Source organism: Bifidobacterium moraviense, from assembly GCF_012932365.1.
Classification (GTDB): Bacteria; Actinomycetota; Actinomycetes; order Actinomycetales; family Bifidobacteriaceae; genus Bifidobacterium; species Bifidobacterium moraviense.
On the sequence record NZ_JAAIIH010000001.1, the window covers coordinates 545,800 to 566,342 of the forward strand.

12 protein-coding genes are annotated in these 20,543 nt (G+C 66.3%); 2 read left to right on the top strand and 10 right to left on the bottom strand.

The window, feature by feature from the left end:
* Positions 1 to 124 precede the first annotated feature (124 nt).
* Complete coding sequence (glnA, locus tag G1C96_RS02475; RefSeq protein WP_169275038.1) at positions 125 to 1,561, top strand: type I glutamate--ammonia ligase; 1,437 nt, start codon at positions 125 to 127, stop codon at positions 1,559 to 1,561.
* Positions 1,562 to 1,692: 131 nt separating this feature from the next.
* Here the strand turns inward: glnA and G1C96_RS02480 are convergent, their stop codons facing one another.
* The 6 genes from G1C96_RS02480 to G1C96_RS02505 all read right to left on the bottom strand — a co-directional run bounded on the left by G1C96_RS02480 (position 1,693) and on the right by G1C96_RS02505 (position 9,434).
* On the bottom strand, positions 1,693 to 1,899 hold the full coding sequence (locus G1C96_RS02480) for a DNA-binding protein (RefSeq protein WP_169275039.1): 207 nt from the start codon (positions 1,897 to 1,899) through the stop codon (positions 1,693 to 1,695).
* Positions 1,900 to 1,904: 5 nt separating this feature from the next.
* Positions 1,905 to 3,215, bottom strand: coding sequence for a P-loop NTPase family protein (locus G1C96_RS02485; protein ID WP_169275040.1), 1,311 nt, complete (start codon positions 3,213 to 3,215; stop codon positions 1,905 to 1,907).
* Positions 3,216 to 3,643: 428 nt separating this feature from the next.
* Positions 3,644 to 4,999, bottom strand: coding sequence for a hypothetical protein (locus G1C96_RS02490; protein ID WP_169275041.1), 1,356 nt, complete (start codon positions 4,997 to 4,999; stop codon positions 3,644 to 3,646).
* 80 nt (positions 5,000 to 5,079) lie between these two features.
* A complete protein-coding gene (locus G1C96_RS02495; protein ID WP_169275042.1) occupies positions 5,080 to 5,388 on the bottom strand; it encodes a hypothetical protein in 309 nt (102 codons plus the stop codon).
* A gap of 69 nt (positions 5,389 to 5,457) precedes the next feature.
* Entirely contained in the window at positions 5,458 to 8,226 is a 2,769-nt protein-coding gene (locus tag G1C96_RS02500; protein WP_335341912.1) for a class I SAM-dependent DNA methyltransferase, read from the bottom strand.
* Positions 8,227 to 8,291: 65 nt separating this feature from the next.
* Entirely contained in the window at positions 8,292 to 9,434 is a 1,143-nt protein-coding gene (locus G1C96_RS02505; protein WP_335341906.1) for a tyrosine-type recombinase/integrase, read from the bottom strand.
* An 832-nt stretch (positions 9,435 to 10,266) separates the two neighbouring features.
* Between G1C96_RS02505 and G1C96_RS02510 the strand changes: the two genes are divergently transcribed.
* Positions 10,267 to 11,979, top strand: a complete 1,713-nt coding sequence (locus G1C96_RS02510) for an ATP-binding cassette domain-containing protein (protein WP_169275045.1) — start codon at positions 10,267 to 10,269, stop codon at positions 11,977 to 11,979.
* Between the two features lie 134 nt (positions 11,980 to 12,113).
* Here G1C96_RS02510 and G1C96_RS02515 read toward each other — a convergent pair whose 3' ends face one another.
* The 4 genes from G1C96_RS02515 to G1C96_RS02530 form a co-directional block, all read right to left on the bottom strand.
* On the bottom strand, positions 12,114 to 12,959 hold the full coding sequence (locus tag G1C96_RS02515) for a sugar phosphate isomerase/epimerase family protein (protein WP_169275046.1): 846 nt from the start codon (positions 12,957 to 12,959) through the stop codon (positions 12,114 to 12,116).
* 126 nt (positions 12,960 to 13,085) lie between these two features.
* Complete coding sequence (locus tag G1C96_RS02520) at positions 13,086 to 14,249, bottom strand: Mrp/NBP35 family ATP-binding protein (RefSeq protein WP_169275047.1); 1,164 nt, start codon at positions 14,247 to 14,249, stop codon at positions 13,086 to 13,088.
* A gap of 68 nt (positions 14,250 to 14,317) precedes the next feature.
* The gene (ligA, locus tag G1C96_RS02525; RefSeq protein ID WP_417852157.1) at positions 14,318 to 17,101 is read right to left on the bottom strand and encodes an NAD-dependent DNA ligase LigA; all 2,784 of its coding nucleotides are present in this window, start codon (positions 17,099 to 17,101) and stop codon (positions 14,318 to 14,320) included.
* 16 nt (positions 17,102 to 17,117) lie between these two features.
* Complete coding sequence (locus G1C96_RS02530) at positions 17,118 to 20,480, bottom strand: tetratricopeptide repeat protein (RefSeq protein WP_240945052.1); 3,363 nt, start codon at positions 20,478 to 20,480, stop codon at positions 17,118 to 17,120.
* Between the last annotated feature and the right edge of the window lie 63 nt (positions 20,481 to 20,543).

Here is a 20,543-nt window from a genome sequence, read left to right on the forward strand (position 1 = left end):
GATTCCGGGGTTCGTCGTTATTCCGGCACCTGTCAAGTAACACGTTCGTAACCCAAACAGCACGTAGGCGAAACCACGAAACCTACACTTGTCACTCGTAAGTTCTCATGAAAGGAGCGGTCCCGTGACCGAACTCAAGTCCAAGGAAGACGCCGAGGCCCTTATCAATCAGGAAGGCATCGAGTATGTCTCCGTCCGTTTCACCGATCTGATCGGCGTTCAGCAGCACTTCACCGTGCCTGCCAGCGAATTCCTGAAGGACGCCTTCACCGACGGCATGCCGTTCGATGGCTCCTCCGTTCAGGGCTTCCAGGCCATCAACGAGTCCGACATGAAGCTCGTGCCGGACGTCACCACGGCCTTCATCGATCCGTTCCGCAAGCACAAGACCCTCGACGTGGCCTTCTCCATCGTGGACCCGCTGACCGACGAGCCCTACTCCCGTGACCCGCGTCAGGTCGCCGGCAAGGCCGAGGCCTACCTCAAGTCCACCGGCATCGCGGACACCGCCTCCTTCGCCCCCGAGGCCGAGTTCTTCATCTTCGACAAGGTGCGCTTCGAGAACTCCATGCAGCGCTCCTTCTACGAGGTCGACTCCGTCGAGGCCCCGTGGAACTCCGGCGTGGACACCGAAGAGGACGGCACCCCGAACATCGGCTTCAAGAACCGCGTCAAGAAGGGCTACTTCCCGGTTCCGCCGATCGACCACACCCAGGACCTGCGCGACGACATGGTCGCCAACCTGCAGAAGGTCGGCCTGATCCTCGAGCGTTCCCACCACGAGGTGGCGGGCGCCGGCCAGCAGGAGATCAACTACCGCTACAACACGCTGCAGCACGCCGGCGACGACCTGATGAAGTACAAGTACGTCGTCCACGAGACCGCCGCCCTCGCCGGCAAGGCCGTCACCTTCATGCCGAAGCCGATCGCAGGCGACAACGGCACCGGCATGCACTGCCACCAGTCCCTGTGGAAGGACGGCAAGCCGCTGTTCTACGACGAGAAGGGCTACGCCGGCCTGTCCGACATCGCCCGCTGGTACATCGGCGGCCTGATCAAGCACTCCTCCTCCGTGCTGGCCTTCACCAACCCGTCGCTGAACTCCTACCACCGTCTGGTCCCCGGCTTCGAGGCCCCGGTCAACCTGGTGTACTCCGCCCGCAACCGTTCCGCCGCCATCCGCATCCCGCTGGCCGGCACTTCCCCGGCCGCGAAGCGCATCGAGTTCCGCGCCCCGGATCCGTCCTGCAACCCGTTCCTCGCCTTCTCCGCCCAGCTCATGGCCGGCCTTGACGGCATCCTGAACCACATCGAGCCCCCGGAGCCGGTCGACAAGGACCTCTACGAGCTGCCGCCCGAGGAGCACGCCGGCATCAAGCAGGTGCCCGCCTCCCTGGCCGAGGCCATGGACGCCCTCGAGGAGGATCACGACTTCCTCACCGCCGGCGACGTGTTCACCGACGACCTCATCGAGACCTGGCTGGACCTCAAGCGCGGCGAGATCGATCAGGCCCGTCTGGCCCCGACCCCGCTGGAGTACGAGCTCTACTTCCACATCTGAGTTCTACCCCTTAAAATCGGCTTAATTTCAACGTTTCTCAGCTCACTGGGATACAAGTGGGATACAAAGTCGATATGAAAAAGCTCTCCGATGCATCGCATCGGAGAGCTTTTTCAGTGCTCCCAGATTGGTCACTTCCACTCAGTGGGGAGCACCTGCAACCAATCGACCAGATCCTTGCGCAGGACGTGGATCGTCTGACAACCGACATAGCGAGCGGTCAGATTGCCGGACGCGATCTCCGCACGGATGCGTTTCACTGGGATACCCGTCAGCGCGGAGACCTCGTCGGGAGACAACGCGAGTTTTTCCCAGATGGGAACGTCCATCACCGCCATGGGGATCACCTGCCCCATCCCGAGGCGCGCATGAGCTCATAGAGGTATGCCAGCAGCTCGCGTTGGAGCCGGGACAGCGTGGCGAAACGCTGAGTTGCGATGAACTGCACGAGCTTCTTAGGGTGGTGGAGGACCAGCGTGATATTCGGGCCATCACCGGACGCGGGGATCCTGATGACCAAGGGCGGCTCATCCGTCTCGGGCTGACTGGTTTCGCCCGCAACCCACGCGGGCCACGGATTCTCATACCCCGGATCGCGCCACGATCGGGTGACGTGCCGCACACGGTCCCCGAAACGCTGACGGAACGCATTCCGCACACTAACCGCCTCACCCACATACAGATCGTCGAGATCCCGGTTGGAGATGAAAACAACCGTGTCCCACGCCGGAACCGCGTTCTGGTACCGAGCATGCGCCTGCGTGCCCTCATAACCCTCACAGATGGGGTTCAGCGCGGTACACGGCAGCTGGCCGTTGAACTCGTCGCAGATCAAAACGCTTTCACCTTTGTATCCGTCGAACGGGTTCAGCCAGTCGGTGACTCGGTAGACGTCATCCCTGCCCCGCACGCTCCTCCAGTAATCAAGCGCCGCATGCGTTTTGCCGAGGCGCGAGCCTCCCCACACGTACCAGCAGGTCACCTCTCGGTCCCCTTTGGCACGCTTATGCTCGTAGTCGCTCCTCAACTCGTGCACGTATTTGATGTGGCTCGCGTAGACCCGGCCCAGTCGCGGGTCGCTGCGGATCTCCTCGAGCGGGGTGCCGCTCATGATCGCGTCGCGCATCAGGTCCAACGGGGTCGGATCCTCGTCACCGCCACGACCGCGGACGCTCTTCGGATTTTCCCTGATCGGATCACCGTCCACGATGGGAGGCACCACGGTCGTCTCCTCTTTGCTCGCGTGTTTGCCGGTCTTGGACAGGTATGCCATGGCCTCGTCCACGGTGCCGCGCATGGGCTCGATCGTGGCGTCGGGGAACAGGCGGACGAGCGTGGACGCGGGAGCGCCGCCCCTGCCGGTGAACGAGATCAGCATGTGGACGTGGTCGGTGCCTTCCTTGAGGCCACGCTCATAGCACACGGCTGCGCCCCTGCTCTTCCGACGCTCCCCTTTCCGGTTCGTCAGGAACAGGCTCAGCAGCATACGGCAGGTCTGCTCGGGGTCCAGCCCGGCGCACTCGGGCACATGCTCGCCGGGGTTGTTCAGGGTGACCAGCCAGGTGTTCACGCGCTGATCACGCTGGAGTTTTTGTCTGGCTTCGATGCCTCTGGCACGGCGTTCGATCTCGCCGTCGGACAGTGCAGTAACCATCGCAGAATCTCCTACGGGGAGGACGTTCGCCTCCCAACGCGCGGACCCTCTATGCGGGCACGCACACATCGGCGTGTCGCGATGTGCAAAATGGTCGGGGTTTCACATTCCGAAACGACGGATCTCCCTACGGAGAGTAGGGATCACGGTCCAAAAAACGAAAAGAGGAGGGCGGGGGCAATGTCACAGTCCCCGCCCTCCCCCACGCACAAAACGGACCGACGCGCCAAAAGAACCATGAGGATCGGATACCGGGGACGCTTGAGCATATCGGCGTGGTCCGTCCGGGCGGGCCGCCACGCCACGGGGTGCCGCCACGGCGGCAGTTTCGCTGACGCGAAACCGTGTCGTCCCGTCCGGACGGGCCTTGCCGATCACTCCTGCATCACCCCGGCATCCGCCTCCCCGAACGCCGATCCCGGAAACAATCACCGCCAGCCGGCGGACATCTCCGTCAGCACGTCGGGCGACAGGTAGTCGAACCGCACGATCATGGTGCCGCCGTCCGGTCGGGTCATCACGGCCATGCCCCGGTCCTCGAACGATAGGCATGTCGGGGACGGGTCATGCTCCGGGATGGCGCCCAGCGCGGCGCGGGCCATGTCCTCGGTGGGCACGTAGCAGCAGCAGCGCACCGCGCACATGTCGCGCAACGCGCTCGGCAACGCGTCCGTGGTGGGTTTCTGCGTGATCGCGAGCATGATGATCCCGGCCTCGCGGCCCTTTTTGGCGATGTCGGTCGCCAGACGGACAAACTCGTCCGCGTCCGCGTGGTCCCGCTTGTCCCGGCCCGCGGGGGCGGTCCATGTCTGGATCTCGTCCAAGACGACGCACACCGCGCGCCCGTCCCCATCGGAGGCGAATCCGCGCCAGAACCCGCCCACGGGGCCGGACGCCAGCCGCTCGCGCATCAACGCGTGCAGGTCGCGCAGGAACGGCAGCACCGTCCCGTACGAGTCGTCACGCGAGTACGTGACGGCACGCCCCTCGCACCACGACCAGCCGGAGCTTCCTTTGCCGTCGAACACGTGCACGTCCACGAGATCGGGACGGGACAGCAGTCCCGCCACGATCACCGTCGCGCCCGCGGTCTTGCCCGTGCCGGGGATGCCTGCGAACAGCATGGACGCCACGTCCGCCAGATCGAGCCGCACGTCGCCGTGGACCGAACGGCCGACCGTCACGCGCAGACGTCCCGGACCGCACTCCACCTGCGGGTACGCGTAGATCTTTCTCACTGTCTTCAGCGCGTTCAGACGGTTCTCGGCGTACAGGCGCACCAGCCACGAGCCCGGGCCGCGACGCGTCATCTCGTAGTCCTCGACGTCCCACGCGTCCAGCGACCTCTCCACCGCGTCGCGCAGACGCTCCTCGGTGACGCCCACGACGCGCAGCCCGCGCACGTCGAGCACGCCAGACCACAGGAACACGGAATAGTCACGGGAGTCATGCACCAGACCGGATTCTCGCAGCCATTGGTTGCCGCGCCTGCGGGCGCGCCGACGCCGGTAGCGCATCACGTCACCGGCGACCGGAGCCAGGAACACGCCCACCCGGCGCACGCGACCGCCACGGCACAGGGAACCCACGGTCCAGACCGCCAGCACCGAGTACAGGCACGCCACCGTCACCACGCACGCGTACGGCCAGTCCATCACACGGAACAGCAGCACGACGCCCGCGATCCAGCACAACGTGCCCGCGCAGGCACGGACCAGCCGCCACGCCAGCCCCAGCAACACCGACGCGACCGAATCAGCGCCGGCGACAGTTTGCTCATTCATGATCGATCCCTCCTCGACACGCGTGCGCGGTGCCGACGGCGTCGCAACGCCTCCGGCACCGCGCACGCGATCCGCATCCGTCAGGCCTCACGCACCGCGTCGGCCATGTACGACAGGCCGTGCGACCCGTTCATGGCCCAGTCGATCGCGACCAGACCGACCGGGTCGATCAGGGTCATCGGAGGAAACGACGGGGGCGTGGCGGAGGGCACGCTGATGTAGATCAGCTGGGCGCGCGCACCATCGACGGGCTGACGCAACGCCTGCACGCGCCACCGCGGCAGACCGCTCCGTTTGTCCGTCTTCTGCTGTCCGTCGCGCTCGTCGGGCATCACCGCCACCACGGAGAGGGAACCGAAACGCTGCACATCCACGGGAGTCATAGCCATGACCATCACCATCCTGTGATCAAACGGGCCGGACCATCCGGCCTCGTCACATGGCTATGCGAGCAGCAGCTAAACAGCCTTGAGATACAGATCGAATAGAGTTTTTAGTACAACATCATCGGACGCATCCGCACAAAGACCATAAGCTCGAGAAACAGCATGGTCGAGCCTTCGGTGAGCATTCATCAGATCTGGATAGAAAAATCTGTTGTCCGGATTGTACAAATCACCCAAGTCTTTATCTTCATATGGCTTTCGTGCATCGAGAACAGCTTGCGCTGCTTCGATTATGCCTTCCTTATTTGAATCCGGGAAGACGAAGCTGTCATAGACGGCGGGCGAATAACTGAAATCACTCTTAAGTCGTCCAGCCACCGTTCGTATCCAAACCATATGGATATGTGACGATAACAACCCAAAAATAAAAAGACTATCGGTGGGAATGAAACGCAATTTGTTACTCGCGATCACATTGGCAGGCATGTAGCCAACAGGTAAATACTCACGTCTACTGGAAGAGACTTCAGGCACGCCAAGGTAGGCTGTATCCGGTTGTCGAATTTGTGTGAACAATGCCGGAGTGTCTGCATCACGCCTTACGGACGCGGTCGGACTTTTCGCACGGTATTCAGCAACGGCATTCAGACGATCACGGATCTCCGGGTAGGCATAATCAGCCAAGACGGCATCCTTGAACCACAGACACCAGCGGTTGCGCTTGTGCAGGAACTCACGACCACCAACATACAAGCGAACAACTCGCGACAAGTCAGGGTACTTACCCAGCAGCTTGTTTTTCTCATCCTCATCGAGAACAAGATACCCGCCGTCAGTAGGCTGACTGCCTTTGGTCATCTCAGGAGCGTTCTTGTTCACTGACTTCGACCGGTTGCGAATGAACACGTCTTTAAAGTCCACAAGATATCCATTGATATACGGCACCTTACGGCATTGATCATCCGAATCGAATAGTAAGCGCGACGAAGCGGCATGAGCAGATGACGTAAACCCGACGATCACGACATGCACGTGCGCTTCATCCGTGGTCTGGCTATCCCAAACGAAAGTTTTGCGGGCATATTCGATGACAATGTTCTTTTGGGCTAGTTGTTGCCAAAGGATCGTTACCGACTCACCTTGACAGATCGAGTTTGTGGCAACGAATGCACAATGAATACCACGACCACCTATGTAGTCAACCGCTTTAGCGAACCACGCACATACATAATCCAGTTTTCCGTATGACTTATAACCCTCAAACACAAGATCCATGTCACTCTGTTGCACATCAGTGCGCCACTGATGCCCGATAAACGGCGGATTACCCATGATATAAGAGCATTGATCGGCAGATAAAAGATCATTCCAGTTCATACGCAAGGCATTGGCTTGCACGATATTGCCGGAGTCATGCAGAGGAAGGTGAGGCAAAGCCTGTTCAGCAATAGCCTCGGTATCATCCAAAGCCTGCTGCTCAGCAATCCACAGCGCGGTTCTTGCAACAGATACAGCAAAATCGTTGATTTCGATCCCATGGAACTGATCGATGCGAACTTTCACCAGCGAGCCGGCGTCCGAATCCTGACCGAAATCCATGACACCTTGACCATGCAAGCGGTCAGCAATCACCCGGTTCTCCAGCGAACGCAGTTGCAGGAACGTCTCGGTCAGGAAGTTGCCCGAACCACACGCCGGGTCGAGGAACCTGAGCGACGCGAGCTTGTCCTGATACTTCGCCAGCCGGTTGTCCCGAGCCCGTTCCCCGGTGCCCGGATCACGTTCGATCGCGTCCAGCTCCGCCTTCAGCCCGTCCAAGAACAGAGGGTCTATCACGCGGTGGATGTTCTTCACCGTCGTGTAGTGCATGCCGCCCCTGCGCCGCTGGTCGTGCGAAAGCGTCTCCTCCATCAGGGAACCGAAGATGACCGGGCTGATGTCCTTCCACGTGAACCGCTCGCCCGCGTGGATGATCGCCCGACGAATCTCCTCCGTGAACTGCGGCACCTCGATGCGCCCGTGGAACAACCCGCCGTTGACGTACGGGAAACGCCTCAGCTCGTCCTCGAGGTACGGGTCGCGTTCCGACTCCTTGGTGTCCAACACGTCGAACAGGTCCAGCACGGCGCGCCGCAAATGGGCCGCGTCATACGACTTCACGTAGTCGCTGAAACTGTCCGCGGGAAACAGGCCCGCGTCCTCGGCGTACAAAGCGAACACCATGCGCACCGTCAGCGTCGCCAGCGCATGGTGGGACGCCGGATTGTCCGGGTCCGCGTACTGCTTGGCCAGCGCATTATGCAGATCCGCGACCAGCACGCCCGCGTGCTCGCTGAGCTTCTGCTGGACCACCAGACGGGAATGCTCGTCGCTGAAGATGCGCCGCAGCGTGTCCAGATGGTCGCCCAGATCGGCCAGCCGGAACTCGTCCGCCGGCGCGCCCGTGGCCCTCGGATCCCGCTCCAGATCATAGAACCGGAACGTGTCGAAATTGCACGTGCACAGCACCGCAGGCTTGAGCGAGAACGGCAGCGCGTCAGCATAGCGCAACGCCTGCTGCACCGGCGTGACCGGCGTGCCCTGCCGCACCTCCGGCTTATCCAAATCGACACCGCGACCCTTCTGCTCGATCAGCAGCCGAGCATCAGGGCACAGCGCGTCAATGAACCCGCCGCCAACGGTCCGGTACTCAAACAAAACATTTTTCACGGCATCCGAACGGCCCATGACACGTTGCAACAGGTCGATCCAGAAACGTTGCGTTTCCTGTTTTTCGTCACCGTGGCCAGCCCAGTCATCAATGAACCGCTGCGCCGCCTGTTCAAGCACCGATGCTGCCATGGTCACCCTCCCACCATACGATTCCTTCCAGTCTATTGGATCGTGAGGGGAGACACAGACGCCCGTCAGCCCGCAGACAGCATCGCCTCGATCTGCGCGGTCGCCTGCGCCATATCCGAAGTGGAGACATGCGTATACACGTTGTCGGTCACGTCGATGGAGGCATGGCCCATAATGGATTTGCGGACCGCGTCAGTCAGACCCAAGCGCATCATCGCGGTCGCTGCCGTGTGCCGCGCGGAATGAGGGACGAAATGACCCTCGATGCCGGCAGCACGCAACGCTTCGGCAAATCTCGGCTCCTCGTCCGCCTGCCGACGCAGGTGCTTGCCATCCTCGCCCACGAACACCAAATCCTCCGGTCCGGAGATGCCGCGAGCCTTGACGAAGGCCATCAATTCGATCGCCAGAGAACGAGGAAGCGGAATCGCACGGTAGCCCGAATTGGTCTTGGGCGGCACCAGATAGGCCGAATCCTCGAGATGCCGGACAACCATATCCGCCGGAAAATCACGCTCATCGGGAGAGAACTCCTGCAATTGCTGCCGGATCTCGATGCAGAGAACACCGTCTATCTCACGGATCTCGGAGAGCGTCAGCCCCAGACGCTCCCCCTGCCGCATCCCCAGTTCGAAAGCCAGACGCCACATGAGATGCCACAACGGATCCCGCTCGGCATCGATCAACGAACGCGCCTGAGCAGCGGTCAACGTCTGACGCTTCCTCAACACCACACGAGGAGCATCTGCGAGATCACACGGATTGCGATCGATCAACCCCTCTTTGACCGCATCTTCCAGAGCCTTGTGCAAAGTGCGCCACGCACTGCCGGCCGTGCCCGACGATTTCGGACGCCGAGGAGGGACCGCGTTGGGATCTCCCTTCGTGATCCACTGCTCCAGCAGGCGAAAATGCCGAGGCTGCAACCGGTCCAGACGTACTCCCCCGATCGCCGGCTTGATGTTCGACTCGATCACACTGACATACGTCTTCCACGTCCTCGGGCGCAAACGCGGTTTCACGAACTCCCGCAGCCACCGATCCAGCCAATCGCCCAACAGAGGAGCTGCCGTGGATGGCAGCTTCCCCGAACGCTCATACTGCTTCACGGCCTCGTCCAGCCGAGCACGAGCAAGGGCCTTGGTCTTGCCCCGCCGCTTCAGCACACGGCGCTTCCCCGAAACCGGATCCGGAGGAAGATCATACACGGCGCGAAATCCTTTGCCATCGGCACAGCAAGCATATTGACGCATGGCCCCATCGTACCCCAGTGGGATACAAAATGGGATACAGAGCGAGCCAACTATGGCCACCTATGACCACTCATGGCCGCAAAGTACAACCAATAAAATGGCTTAATTTCAACGTTTTTGGCATAACGAAGCCAAAAAGGCAAAACAATAAATCAGATTCCACATCTGAGTTCTGCTGCTCGGAATCGTTGGAATTAGACCGATTCCGCCTGCAAGGGTAGCCAATGGCAGCCGTTGCGGATGATGAAGACCCCTTCGACGCACATCGTCGGAGGGGTCTTCCTGTTTCGTCGCAGAGGTCGCCGGCAAACGACCGGCGCAGGCGGGACCGTCATGCACCCGCATTTGGCCGGGTCACAAGATTTCGGCCGGCTCATCTTGTGACCCGCGACCCGCACAAACCCGAACATGGAGCCGTCACGGAAACGGCGGAATTCCAACGGTCTGCCTGTTCATACGAACAGGCGGACGGCTCACAAGATGACGGCTCCGAAATCTTGTGCGTTATGCGGCGGCCCATCCGCCGCATAACGGCCCGCATGCCAGCCCACCGCGCCAGTCCACCGCGCAGCATCCTGCAGCCCCAGACCATGGGCCGGAGCCCTGTGCTATAGTGCCGATGTCAATGCGACGAGACGAAAGGACGTGACGCGATCTTGGTGAGGTGACGGACGACATGGACCGTGCGCTCGAGGGCGCACTGCCGCATCCGTCCGCCGTCGTCCGAGCATCGCCACGCATCGCACGCGTGGAGTCCGGCAGTGCGCCACCGGCGAAACGAGTTCGCATGATACCCGCATTGGATCTCAACCATATCGATTTCACGTATCCGTCCGCGGCGGAGCCGCTGTTCGAGGACGTCTCCGCACGATTCGCGCGCGGCTGGACCGCGCTGCTCGGCGGCAACGGCATCGGCAAGACCACGCTGGTCCGTCTCGCCCTGGGAGACATCCGGCCCGACGCGGGATCCGTCCGTCCCGCACGCCGCACCTACGCCGCCGCATACTGCGCGCAGCGGATCGACGAACCGCCGACGAACCTCGCCGACTTCGCCTCGGACTGGTCGCCGGAAGCAATGGCCGTCCGCAGCGCGCTCGGCATCGGCGACGACTGGTGCTGGCGATGGAGCACCCTCTCCGGCGGAGAGGCGAAACGGCTGCAGCTGGCCTGCGCGTTCGCGGCCCGGCCCGACGTGCTGGTGCTGGACGAGCCCACGAACCACGTGGACGCGGCGGCGCGCGACGCGATCGCCATGGCGATGCGCCTGTTCGATGGCGTCGGCATCGTGGTGTCGCATGACGCGGCGCTCATCGACGCGACCTGCGCGCGCTGCGTGATGCTGGAGCGTCGGCATGTGCGCGGACGCAACGTCACCGTGGCCGCGACCTATCAGGGCGGCTACGCTCAGGCGTCGGCGCAGCGGCAGGCCGACGACCTGCGCGACGATGCCGCGCTGAACGCGGCGCGGCGCACCGCGCGTCGGCTCGCGGCGGAACGGACGCGCAGGGCCGAACATGCGCGCGAACTCGACGCGCGCAAGCGCCGGGGCCTGCGCGTCGACCCAAACGACCATGACGCGCGCAATCTGCTGAAGTACGGCAAGCCGACGCTGGGCACGGCCGCATCCCGTGCGACCGCGCAGCTCGACGGGCGGCTGAGCGCCGCGCGGCGGGCGGAGGAATCGCTGTCCGTCGCGGCGAAGCGGTACGACGGGGACATCTGGATGGGCGCGGAGCCGAGCCATCGCCGGGAGCTGATCCATGTGGCGGCCGGCGTGATCCGGTACGGCGAAGACTCGGCGACGGGCTTGGCGTCCGCACGCGACGCGGCCGCATCCTCCGGCGTCGTCGCTGTGCCGCCACGAGCCACGCTCGCAGTCGGGCCGCATGGCGTCTGGACTCTCGAGGAGACCGATCCGAACGGCGACGGTCTGCTCGTGCCGGAGCTCAGCGTGGGGCCGCGCGACCACATCGTGATCACCGGTCCGAACGGGCTGGGCAAGTCCACGCTCATCCGCGCCATGCTGAACGGCGCCGGCGCCGGTCTCGGTACCAGCCGAAGCGCTGCGGGCGCCGACGTGCCCATGCTGGCGATCGGTCAGCGAGCGGGCGCCGACGCCGAGCGCAGAGCGATGACCGAGCTCGCCGGGCTGAGCCGCGAGCGCAGGTCCCTCGCTCTGGCCGCCTACGCGCGGCTCAACGCCGATCCTGACAGGCTGGTCGCCGCGGGAAACGGGAATGCCAGAAGCGCCGGGAACACCGGCGGCGAGACCGGCGGGGTTCTCTCGCCGGGCGAGCTGCGCAAGCTCATGCTGGCGCTCGGCGCAGCCCGCGGCGTGCAGCTCATCGTGATGGACGAGCCGACCAACCATCTGGACATCGACTCCCGAAAGGCCTTGGCGCGCATGCTTCGGAGCTTCCCCGGCGCGGTGATCGTGGCGACCCACGATGCGCTGCTGCTGGATGACGGGTCACAAGATTTCGACCGGCTCATCTGGTGACTCCGAAAGCGCGCACAAGCGCACAGCAACTCAACCCAGAAACGGTGTCATTCCACGGAAACGTCTGTTCATATGAACAGACGCCGGGGTCACAAGATGAGGGCCTTCCGATCTTGTGACCCCAGCACCGGCTCTCAGAGATTCCCGTAGTGCCGCACGGCGCGCGCGATCGCCTCGTCGGTGGTCTGTTCGAGGATGACCGGCACCCACGGACGGCGTTCGTTGACGATGCGGAGGATCCCGGCCACGTCCATGGTGCCCTCGTCCACGTTGCACCGGTGGATGCCGGTCTCGTCGGTGGTGAAGTCGTCGATGTGCACGGCCACCACGCGGTCGCCGAACGCGTCGAAGGCGTTGCGCGTGAAGGTCACCTGATCGGAGCCGTCGCAGGTCAGCCCGTTCGGCGTGGTGTAGGCGGTCGGATCGAACACGATGCCCAGATACGGCGAGTCGACGTCCTCGATCAGACGGACCGTCGACTCGATGTCGTGGATGGGGTGGTTGGCGCCCGGCTCGATGCCCACGATGGTGCCGAAGCGTTCGCCCACGGCGACGAGACGCCTGATGACGCCCAGCGCCTCCCGGTACATCCCCTCGGTGAAGTTCTCCTCGGTGAACCGGCCCGGCTCGGGGTCGACCGATCCGGTCTCGGACGCCACCACGGGCGCGCCGAAGAACCGCGCGTTGGCCAGATACGCCTCGAAGCGCCGCAGCGCGGCCTCGCGGGTCTCCGGATCCGGGTGCGTCATGTTGATGTAGCAGCCCATCACCGCGATGTCCACGCCGCGGCCGGCCAGCGTGCGGCGCACGTAGGAGCCCATGCCGGGGTTGATCTCCCCCGCCCCGCAGGCCAGGTCCGGGAAGGACTTGGGCAGGGCGAGCTGCACGTTGTGCACGCCGTAGCCGGCAAGGCCCTGCGCCAGCAGCTCGGGGGTGTCCGCCCACGTGACGTCGTGTCCGCGCGCACCGAAGTTGATCATGAGAAGCCTCCAATCATCGTTGATCCGGTCGATGGTTCCCGATGATAGGAGGCCGGCGCGCGCAACGCCTGCTAATTCCCGGCGTGTCGTTGGCCTGGAACTATGTATTCGTGACCGTTTCGGCCATCACGCCGCCATGAGCCGCTTCGCCAGGGCGGCGAACTCGGCCGAGACCGGCGAATCGGCGAGCCTCCCGTCCGGGGCGAGCACGGCGGGACGGCCGGACTCCCCCACCTCGCGCACCTCGGGCACCAGCGGCAGCGTGGCCATGAGCGGCACGTCGTAGCCGAGCGCCGCGGTGAGCTGCTCGCTGACCCTCCGGCCGCCGCCCTCGCCGAAGATGCGCAGCCTCTCGCCGCGATGCTCGTAGTAGCTCATGTTCTCCACCACGCCGCGCACCTTCATCGGCACCTGCAGCGCCACGAGTCCGGAGCGCACGGCCACGTCGGACGCGGACGGTTGCGGCGTGGTGACGACCACCAGCTCGGCGTTCGGCAGCGTCTGGGCCACCGAGATGGCCATGTCTCCGGTGCCGGGCGCCAGATCGAGCAGCAGCACGTCCGGCTCGCCCCACCACACGTCGGACAGGAACTGCTCCAGCGAGCGCTGCAGGCGCGGGCCGCGCCACAGGATCGCGCGGTCGGCGCCGGCGAACATGCCGATGGAGATGAGCTTGACGCCCCACGCGGTGACGGGCATGAGCATGCCGTTGAGGTTCGTGGGCTGGGTGTGCACGCCGAACAGGCGCGGCAGCGAGAAGCCGTAGATGTCCGCGTCGATGGCGGCGGTGTCGTAGCCGAGCGCCGCGAACGTGGCGGCGAGGTTGGCGGTCACCGACGACTTGCCCACGCCGCCCTTGCCGGATGCGATGGCGAAGATGCGGGTCCTAACGCCCGGCCTGGTGAACGGGTTCTGGCGGCGCTCGGCCTTGAGGTCCGCGACGAGCGTGTCGAGCTTGTCGTGGCTCATGGCGCCCACCTCGATGCGCGGGGTCAGGTCGGCGTCCGGATAGGAGGCGATGGCCTCGTTGATCCGCTCGGTGATGGTCTCGGACAGCGGGCAGCCGGGCACGGTGAGCTCCACGTGCACGGTCACGTCGAACGCCGGACGGGCGGCGGTTCCTTCGGCGCCGGTCGCATCGGACGCGGCCGTGTCGCCGTCGCCGTGTCTCGGCGTCACGTCGATGGCGGTGATCATGCCCAGATCGGTGACCGACCTACCGAGTTCGGGGTCGATGACCCGGCTCAGTCGGTCGTAGATGCTCGCTTCGATCTGCGGGGTGTCGCTCATGCGTCCGTCCTCCTTCGTTTCGGCCGCCCACCACACTAGCGTGAAGCGTCGCGGCGTGCCAGAGGAGGTCAGGCTTCGCCGGCGGCGGAATCCACGGAACCGTCCGAATCCACGGTCCCGGAGCCGGGGACCGCCTCGGTTTCGACCGCGGGCGCGCCGTCGGGCGATCCGGTCTCGAGCAGCGTGACGAACCCGGCCTCGTCGAGCACGGGGATGCCGAGCTCCTCGGCCTTCGCGGCCTTGGACCCGGCGTTCGCGCCGACGACCACCCAGTCGGTCTTCCTGCTCACCGACCCGGCGGCCTTGCCGCCGCGTTCGACGATCGCCTCCTTGGCGGAGTCGCGCGAGAAGCCCTCCAGCGATCCGGTCACGACGACCGTCCTGCCGGTCAGCGTCTGCGGCAGCGTGCTGCCTTCGGCGGAGGCGATGCCCACGCCGGCGTCCCGCCATGCCCGCAGCGTCCGGCCGCGCCAGTCGCCGGGCTCCCGCGCCGCGGCGAACCAGCTCACCACCGATTCGGCGATCTCCGGCCCCACGCCGTCGATCCGGGTGAGCGTCTCCTCGTCGGCCGCGGCGATGGCGTCCAGCGAGCCGAGCGCCGAAGCGATGAGACGGGCCGTGGGCGGGCCGAGGCGGCGGATCGACAGCGCGACGAGCACGCGCCACAGGTCGGCGTGGCGCGCCTTGTCCATCTCGTCGAACATCTTGCGCGTGTTCTCGCCGGGCCGCACGTACACCGGCACCTCGGTCTCGCCGGCGCGCGTCCTGCGGCGCTCGACGCGCACGACGACCGCGTCGGCGGGCACGTCGTAGTCGGGGTAGGCGGTCACGACGGCGTCCGAGGCCCCGGATGCGGACCGCGCGGCGAGCCGCTGCGCGTTGAGCCGCTTCGCCGCCATGGGCGCGGTCCAGAAGGCCGGCACCTGATGCCACAGGCCGGAACCGCCCACGCGTCTACGCGTCTTCCGGGGCCTTCCGTTCGCACCCGTCGTCTCGCGGATCTCCACGATCGGCGCCTCGCGCCAGACGCGCACGTCCCTGAGGTCGGCGGCGGTGAGCGCGAACAGCCCGGCCTCGGAGTCGAGCACCGGCGTCTGCGCGGGCGGCAGCTCCAGACCCTCCACGGGCTCGTACGGCTCCGGCTCCTGTCCGGGTTCGACCACGATCTCCGTGACGTCCGGCGCGTAGGTGGCCACCGAATCGGGACGGTTCTCCTCCGGGTTGGTGAGCGCCACTGCGGACTGCTCCCCCAGATGCTCGATGTCGAACGCCTTGCGCGAGGCGAGCGAGATCACGCGTTCGGTCAGCTGCGCCGGGCAGCTCTCCACGTTCGGGCAGCGGATGTCCTTGTCGCCTTCCTTCGCCGGCGCCAGCTTCGCTCCGCACGACGGGCACCGCTCCGGCATGACGAACTCGCGAAGCCTCCCCTCGCGCCCCCTGCGACGCTCCACCACGGGGCCGACGAGCTCGGGGATCACGTCACCGGCCTTGCGCACCACCACCGTGTCGCCGATGAGCACGCCCTTGCGCTTCACCTCCGAGGGGTTGTGCAGCGTGGTGCGCGCCACGGTGGAGCCGGCCACGTACACGGGCCTGAGCACGGCCACCGGGGTGACGCGTCCGGTGCGTCCCACCTGCACGGTGATGTCGAGCAGCTCGGTGTTGACCTCCTCGGGCGGGTATTTGTAGGCGATGGCCCAGCGCGGCGCGCGCGACGTGGCGCCGAGCGAACGCTGCAGGGCCAGGTCGTCCACCTTGACGACGATGCCGTCGAGCGCGTGCTCGATGTCGCCGCGGTGCTCGCCGTAGTAGTCGATCATGGCGAGGATCTCGCCGAACGTGGCCACGGACCGGTTGTGCGGCGAGACGGGCACGCCCCACTTGGCGTACAGGGCGTAGGCGTCGGACTGCTCACGCACCGCGTCGTGGGTGCCGCCGGGATGGTCTGGTCCCCATTCGAGCCGTCCGATGCCGTGCGCGTAGAAGCTCAGGCGCCTCGTGGCGGTGATGCGCGGATCCTTCTGCCGCAGGGATCCGGCCGCGGCGTTGCGCGGATTGGCGAAGGGGGCGCGCCCGACGTCCTCCTGCTCCTCGTTGAGGGCGCGGAAATCGTCCCAGCGCATGAACACCTCGCCGCGGATCTCCACGAAGTCGGGGACGTCCGCCTTGTCGCCGCCCAGGTTCGCGGGGATCGTGCCGATGGTGCGCACGTTCATCGTGATGTCCTCGCCGGTCACGCCGTCGCCGCGCGTCAGTCCCTGTTCGAGCACGCCGTTGCGGTAGATGAGGTTGAGGGCGAGTCCGTCGATCTTCACCTCGCAGCTCATGGGCAGCGGCCTGCCGTCCGGCCAGTCGAGGTCGCGGCGCACCGAATCGTACCAGTCGCGCAGCTCCTCGACGGAGAACACGTCGTCAAGGCTCATCATGCGGCTGGGGTGGCGCACCGAGGCGAAGTCGTTGGAGAACGCGCCGCCCACGCGGCGGGTGGGCGACTGCGGCGAGTCGAGCGCAGGGAACGCGGCCTCCAGCCGCTGCAGGCACCGCATGCGCGCGTCGTAGGCGGCGTCGGAGCTCACGGGCGAGTCGTCGATGTAGTAGGCGATCTGGTCGGACTCCACCCACGCGGCGACCTTGGCCCACAGGCGCGCCGCGGCGTCGCCGTCCATCGCGTCCACGTCTAGGGCGTCGAGCCTCAGCGCGTCCGCGTCGGTGGCGCGCAGCGCGGCGATCCACCGCGGGCTGCCGGGCGCGTACGCCGCGGCCCCGTCGTCCTCGACCGGATCGGTCGTTGGCGTCGTCTCGTCGAAGTCCCATGCAAGCTGTGCCGAATCGTCGTTGGTCATGGGTCCCATCGTAGCGTCCGCCCGCTCAGGCGTTGAGCGAACGCAGGAACTGGGCCTGCACCACGTCGATGCCGCGGTCGTCGCCGTCGTTCATGCGCGCCGCCGCCACCGAGAGGGTGCGCGCGGGCACGAACATGCCGCGGTCCACGCTCACGCGCGCCGCATGGCGCACGATGGAGGCGACCTCGATGTGGGGCCAGACCGGCAGCTCGTGCAGGGCGAGCGTGCGCTGCGCCTCGGGCACGTCGCGCGGCACGGGGATGCACTGCGAGTCGGCGCGGGCGACGAGCTCGCGCAGCTCCCCCTCGAGGGCGTCGATCTGCCCGGGGGCGATGTGGTCGCTCATGAGGTACGCGGCGGCGGCCACGTCGAACTCGTCGCGCATCCACGCGGCGTAGGCGAACCGATAGTAGGCGAAGGCGGCGTCGTCGCGGTCGAGCGCCACGCGCAGCGCGTTCAGGCAGGCGGCGCGGGCGGAGTCCCAGTCCTCCTTGCGCGCCAGCTGCATGGCGAGCTTCATGTGCGACAGCGGGTACGCCGGCGCGTAGGCGACCATGCGGTTGAGGTGCGGCAGGGCCGCGTCGGCGTCCTTGAGCTGCGAGAGGACATCGGCCAGCTCCATGTGCGCGTAGAACAGGTTGTCCGGGATGAGCACCGTGGTCTCGCCGGGGGTGGCGAACAGGCGGTTGTAGACCACGCGCTCGGCGTAGGAGTTGAAGTAGCGCGGCACGCCCTGGGCGGCGAACATGTCGTCCAGACGCGCCACCGCGGCCTCGAGCGTCTCGACGGCCTGCTCGGCGCCGCCGGAGAACAGCTGGTCGCGGGCCTTGAGACGGTCGCGGTCGAGCCCCTGGGCCAGGGAGAACGTCAGCTCCGGGGTGTCGCTGCCGTCGATCAGCGCGCTGGTCACCTGCGTGGCCAGGGAGGTGAGCTCCGGGTCCGCGATCCGGTTGACGATGCCCATGGCGTGCTGCGCCTTGGCGACCGAGGCGAGGGAGTCGTCCGCGGCGATGCGGTGGAAGTCGTTGACCGCGCGCTGCAGCAGGTCCTCGCGCTGGATGGCCAGTCCGGTCGAATCCGAGCATCCGAGCGCCTCCACGCAGGCGTCGTCGAAGACGGCGTCGGCGAGCTCCGGCTCCTCCTGCGAGCCATGCGGGGCGAACCGTTCGTCGCTCAGGTCGAAGCCGGAGGGGATCGGACGCAGCTCGCCGCGCGCGTCCACGTCCATGGCGGCGTCGAACAGGCGGTAGAAGTCGAGCGGGTGGGCGAGGCCCTCGAGCCTGAGCTGCTCGAGGAACCGCTCGCGCGTGAACGTGACGCTCACGAGGTTGCGCACGGACGGGCTGCGGCGCAGCACGGCCATCGGATCGGATTCGTCCGCGGCGGAATCGGCCTCGCGGTCGGCGTCGGAGGCGTCGTCCTCGCCGAGCATGGCGGCTCCGGCTCCCGCGTCCGCGGAGGCGGAGGCGGAGCGGACGTCGGACGGCGCGGCGGAGTCGGCGAACATCGTCTCGTCCAGATCCACGCCCTGCATGAGGCTGCGGAACTCGTCGTTGACCTGATCGTCGCCGATCTCGTCCCCCTCCGACGTGGGATGGGTGGGATCGCCGTGGATGTCGCCGTCCTTGGGCGCCGCCTTGGCGCTGGTGGATCCCAGCGATCCGGCACGCATGCGCTCGAAGGCGGCCAGCGTGCGGCTCATGATGCGGCTGATGGCGGAATCCTGTTCGGCCACCGCCTCCTCGAGGCCGATCGAATCGACGCGCAGGCATACGGTGCGCACGCGTTCGTCGGCGCCGAACGCGAGCGCCGCCATGATCAGGCCCACGCGCAGGTTGTACGCGGTGCCGATCTGCGCGCGCACGGCGTCGGACAGGCTCACCCACTGCCGGTGCGCCTCGTCGTAGCGGCTGGCGGGCATCATCGCGGTCCCGGCGGTGGTGAAGCCCATCGCCACGCGCCCCTCGGCGAGGTTGGAGCGGAACTCGGCGTCGAACCGGTACGGCACGCGCACCCGGCGCACCAGCGAGGCCAGCGTCTGGCGGTACACCCACTCCGAGCCCCCGGCGTCGGCCCCGCCGCCGTCGCGCCCGGCGCGTCCGGTCTCTCCGGCATGGCCGGCGCCGCCGCGCATGTCCGCCGCGGCCCTGCGCGCCGTCTCCACCAGATGCCATGCGGCCCACGTCCCGTCGTCGTGCACCGGGTCGAAGTCGCGCGCGTAGCCCTCGGTGCCGAGCGCCAGCAGCGCCGGGTTGGACAGCAGCGCCTGGTCGATCTGCGCGGCCTCGGCGCGCGTGACGGTGTCCTCGGTGGGGAACGCGCCCACGGAGGCGTTGCGCTCCAGCCAGGCGCTCACGGCGGCGAAGCGGTTGAGGTTGCCCTCGATGGCGAGCGATCGCAGCGCGGCCGGGAACGGCAGCGAGGAGTCCCAGCCGAAGAAGTAGCTGCCGGAGTAGCTGGAGGTGTACAGGTGCAGCGGCTCGGCGCCGTGCACCGGGCCGAGCTCGGCGGCGTCGCCCAGCGCGCCGGCCTCGCGCATGAGGTCGGCGAAGTGGTCCTCCAGCCCGGAGGCGCGCATGCCCTTGGACCGCGCCTCGAGCGTGTCGCGCACGCTGCGGCGGATCGCGCCCATGGGCGCCTCGCGGTTGAGCCTGCGGAAGATGTTGCCCGAGCCGAATCCGATGAGCAGGCCATGGATCTGCGGCAGCATGTAGGCGGCGAAGAATGCCACGGCAATGGCGTCGCGGTATTCGAGGTCCGTGCGCAGCGACTCGGGCAGATCGGGCCGCAGCTGCTCGAGCGTGTACCGGTTGCCGGTCTTGAGCCACGAGGCCAGCCAGTTCATGCGGCCGGCGCCGTCGCGTCCGGCGATCCCGCCGACCACGGCCTCCACGTCCTTCGCGCCGCCGTCCGCCCTGCCGAGCCTGCGGCCGTCCGGCAGCGTGACGGTGCCCTCCTTGCCGAACAGGAAGCGAGGCTCCATGCCGTGGACGTCGGCCTTGGGGTCGGACGTGACGAAGACGCGCCCCTGGTCGTCGGCGAAGGCCACCTGCGCGAAGCGGTCGCGCCCGGAGAAGACGCCGAGGGAGAAGCCGCGTCCGCGCGTGGCCGGCAGCTGCGCCCAGCCGAGCTTCAGCCCCTCGGGCACGCCCGCGATGCCCTCGTCGAAGATGCGGCGCTTGACGAGCGGCCCAAGCGGATGCGACCTGCCGGCCAGCTCGCGCACCATGTCCGGCGTGCCGCCGGCCTCGCGTTCCCTCGCGACCGCGTCGAGCGCATCGGCGAAGACGTCGGCGCCGGGGCCGCCGTCCCGTCCGACCAGCCCTCGTAAGGAATCCACGATTCGCCGCAATCCGGCATGGTTCTTATACTTAGGCTTCTGAGACATGCTCCCGATTGTCCCAACCCAGCCAGACATGACGCCCAGAGAATAACCGGGCGTCCGGCGGCG

Coding starts and splice junctions, on each gene's coding strand:
- G1C96_RS02520 (WP_169275047.1), bottom strand. CDS start 14,249: ATGAGCGACACCCCGCAGATCGAAGCGAGCATCTACGACCGACTGAGC.
- G1C96_RS02530 (WP_240945052.1), bottom strand. CDS start 20,480: ATGTCTCAGAAGCCTAAGTATAAGAACCATGCCGGATTGCGGCGAATC.
- G1C96_RS02485 (WP_169275040.1), bottom strand. CDS start 3,215: ATGGTTACTGCACTGTCCGACGGCGAGATCGAACGCCGTGCCAGAGGC.
- G1C96_RS02500 (WP_335341912.1), bottom strand. CDS start 8,226: ATGGCAGCATCGGTGCTTGAACAGGCGGCGCAGCGGTTCATTGATGAC.
- G1C96_RS02515 (WP_169275046.1), bottom strand. CDS start 12,959: ATGATCAACTTCGGTGCGCGCGGACACGACGTCACGTGGGCGGACACC.
- G1C96_RS02480 (WP_169275039.1), bottom strand. CDS start 1,899: ATGGCGGTGATGGACGTTCCCATCTGGGAAAAACTCGCGTTGTCTCCC.
- G1C96_RS02490 (WP_169275041.1), bottom strand. CDS start 4,999: ATGAATGAGCAAACTGTCGCCGGCGCTGATTCGGTCGCGTCGGTGTTG.
- G1C96_RS02495 (WP_169275042.1), bottom strand. CDS start 5,388: ATGGCTATGACTCCCGTGGATGTGCAGCGTTTCGGTTCCCTCTCCGTG.
- G1C96_RS02510 (WP_169275045.1), top strand. CDS start 10,267: ATGATACCCGCATTGGATCTCAACCATATCGATTTCACGTATCCGTCC.
- ligA (WP_417852157.1), bottom strand. CDS start 17,101: ATGGGACCCATGACCAACGACGATTCGGCACAGCTTGCATGGGACTTC.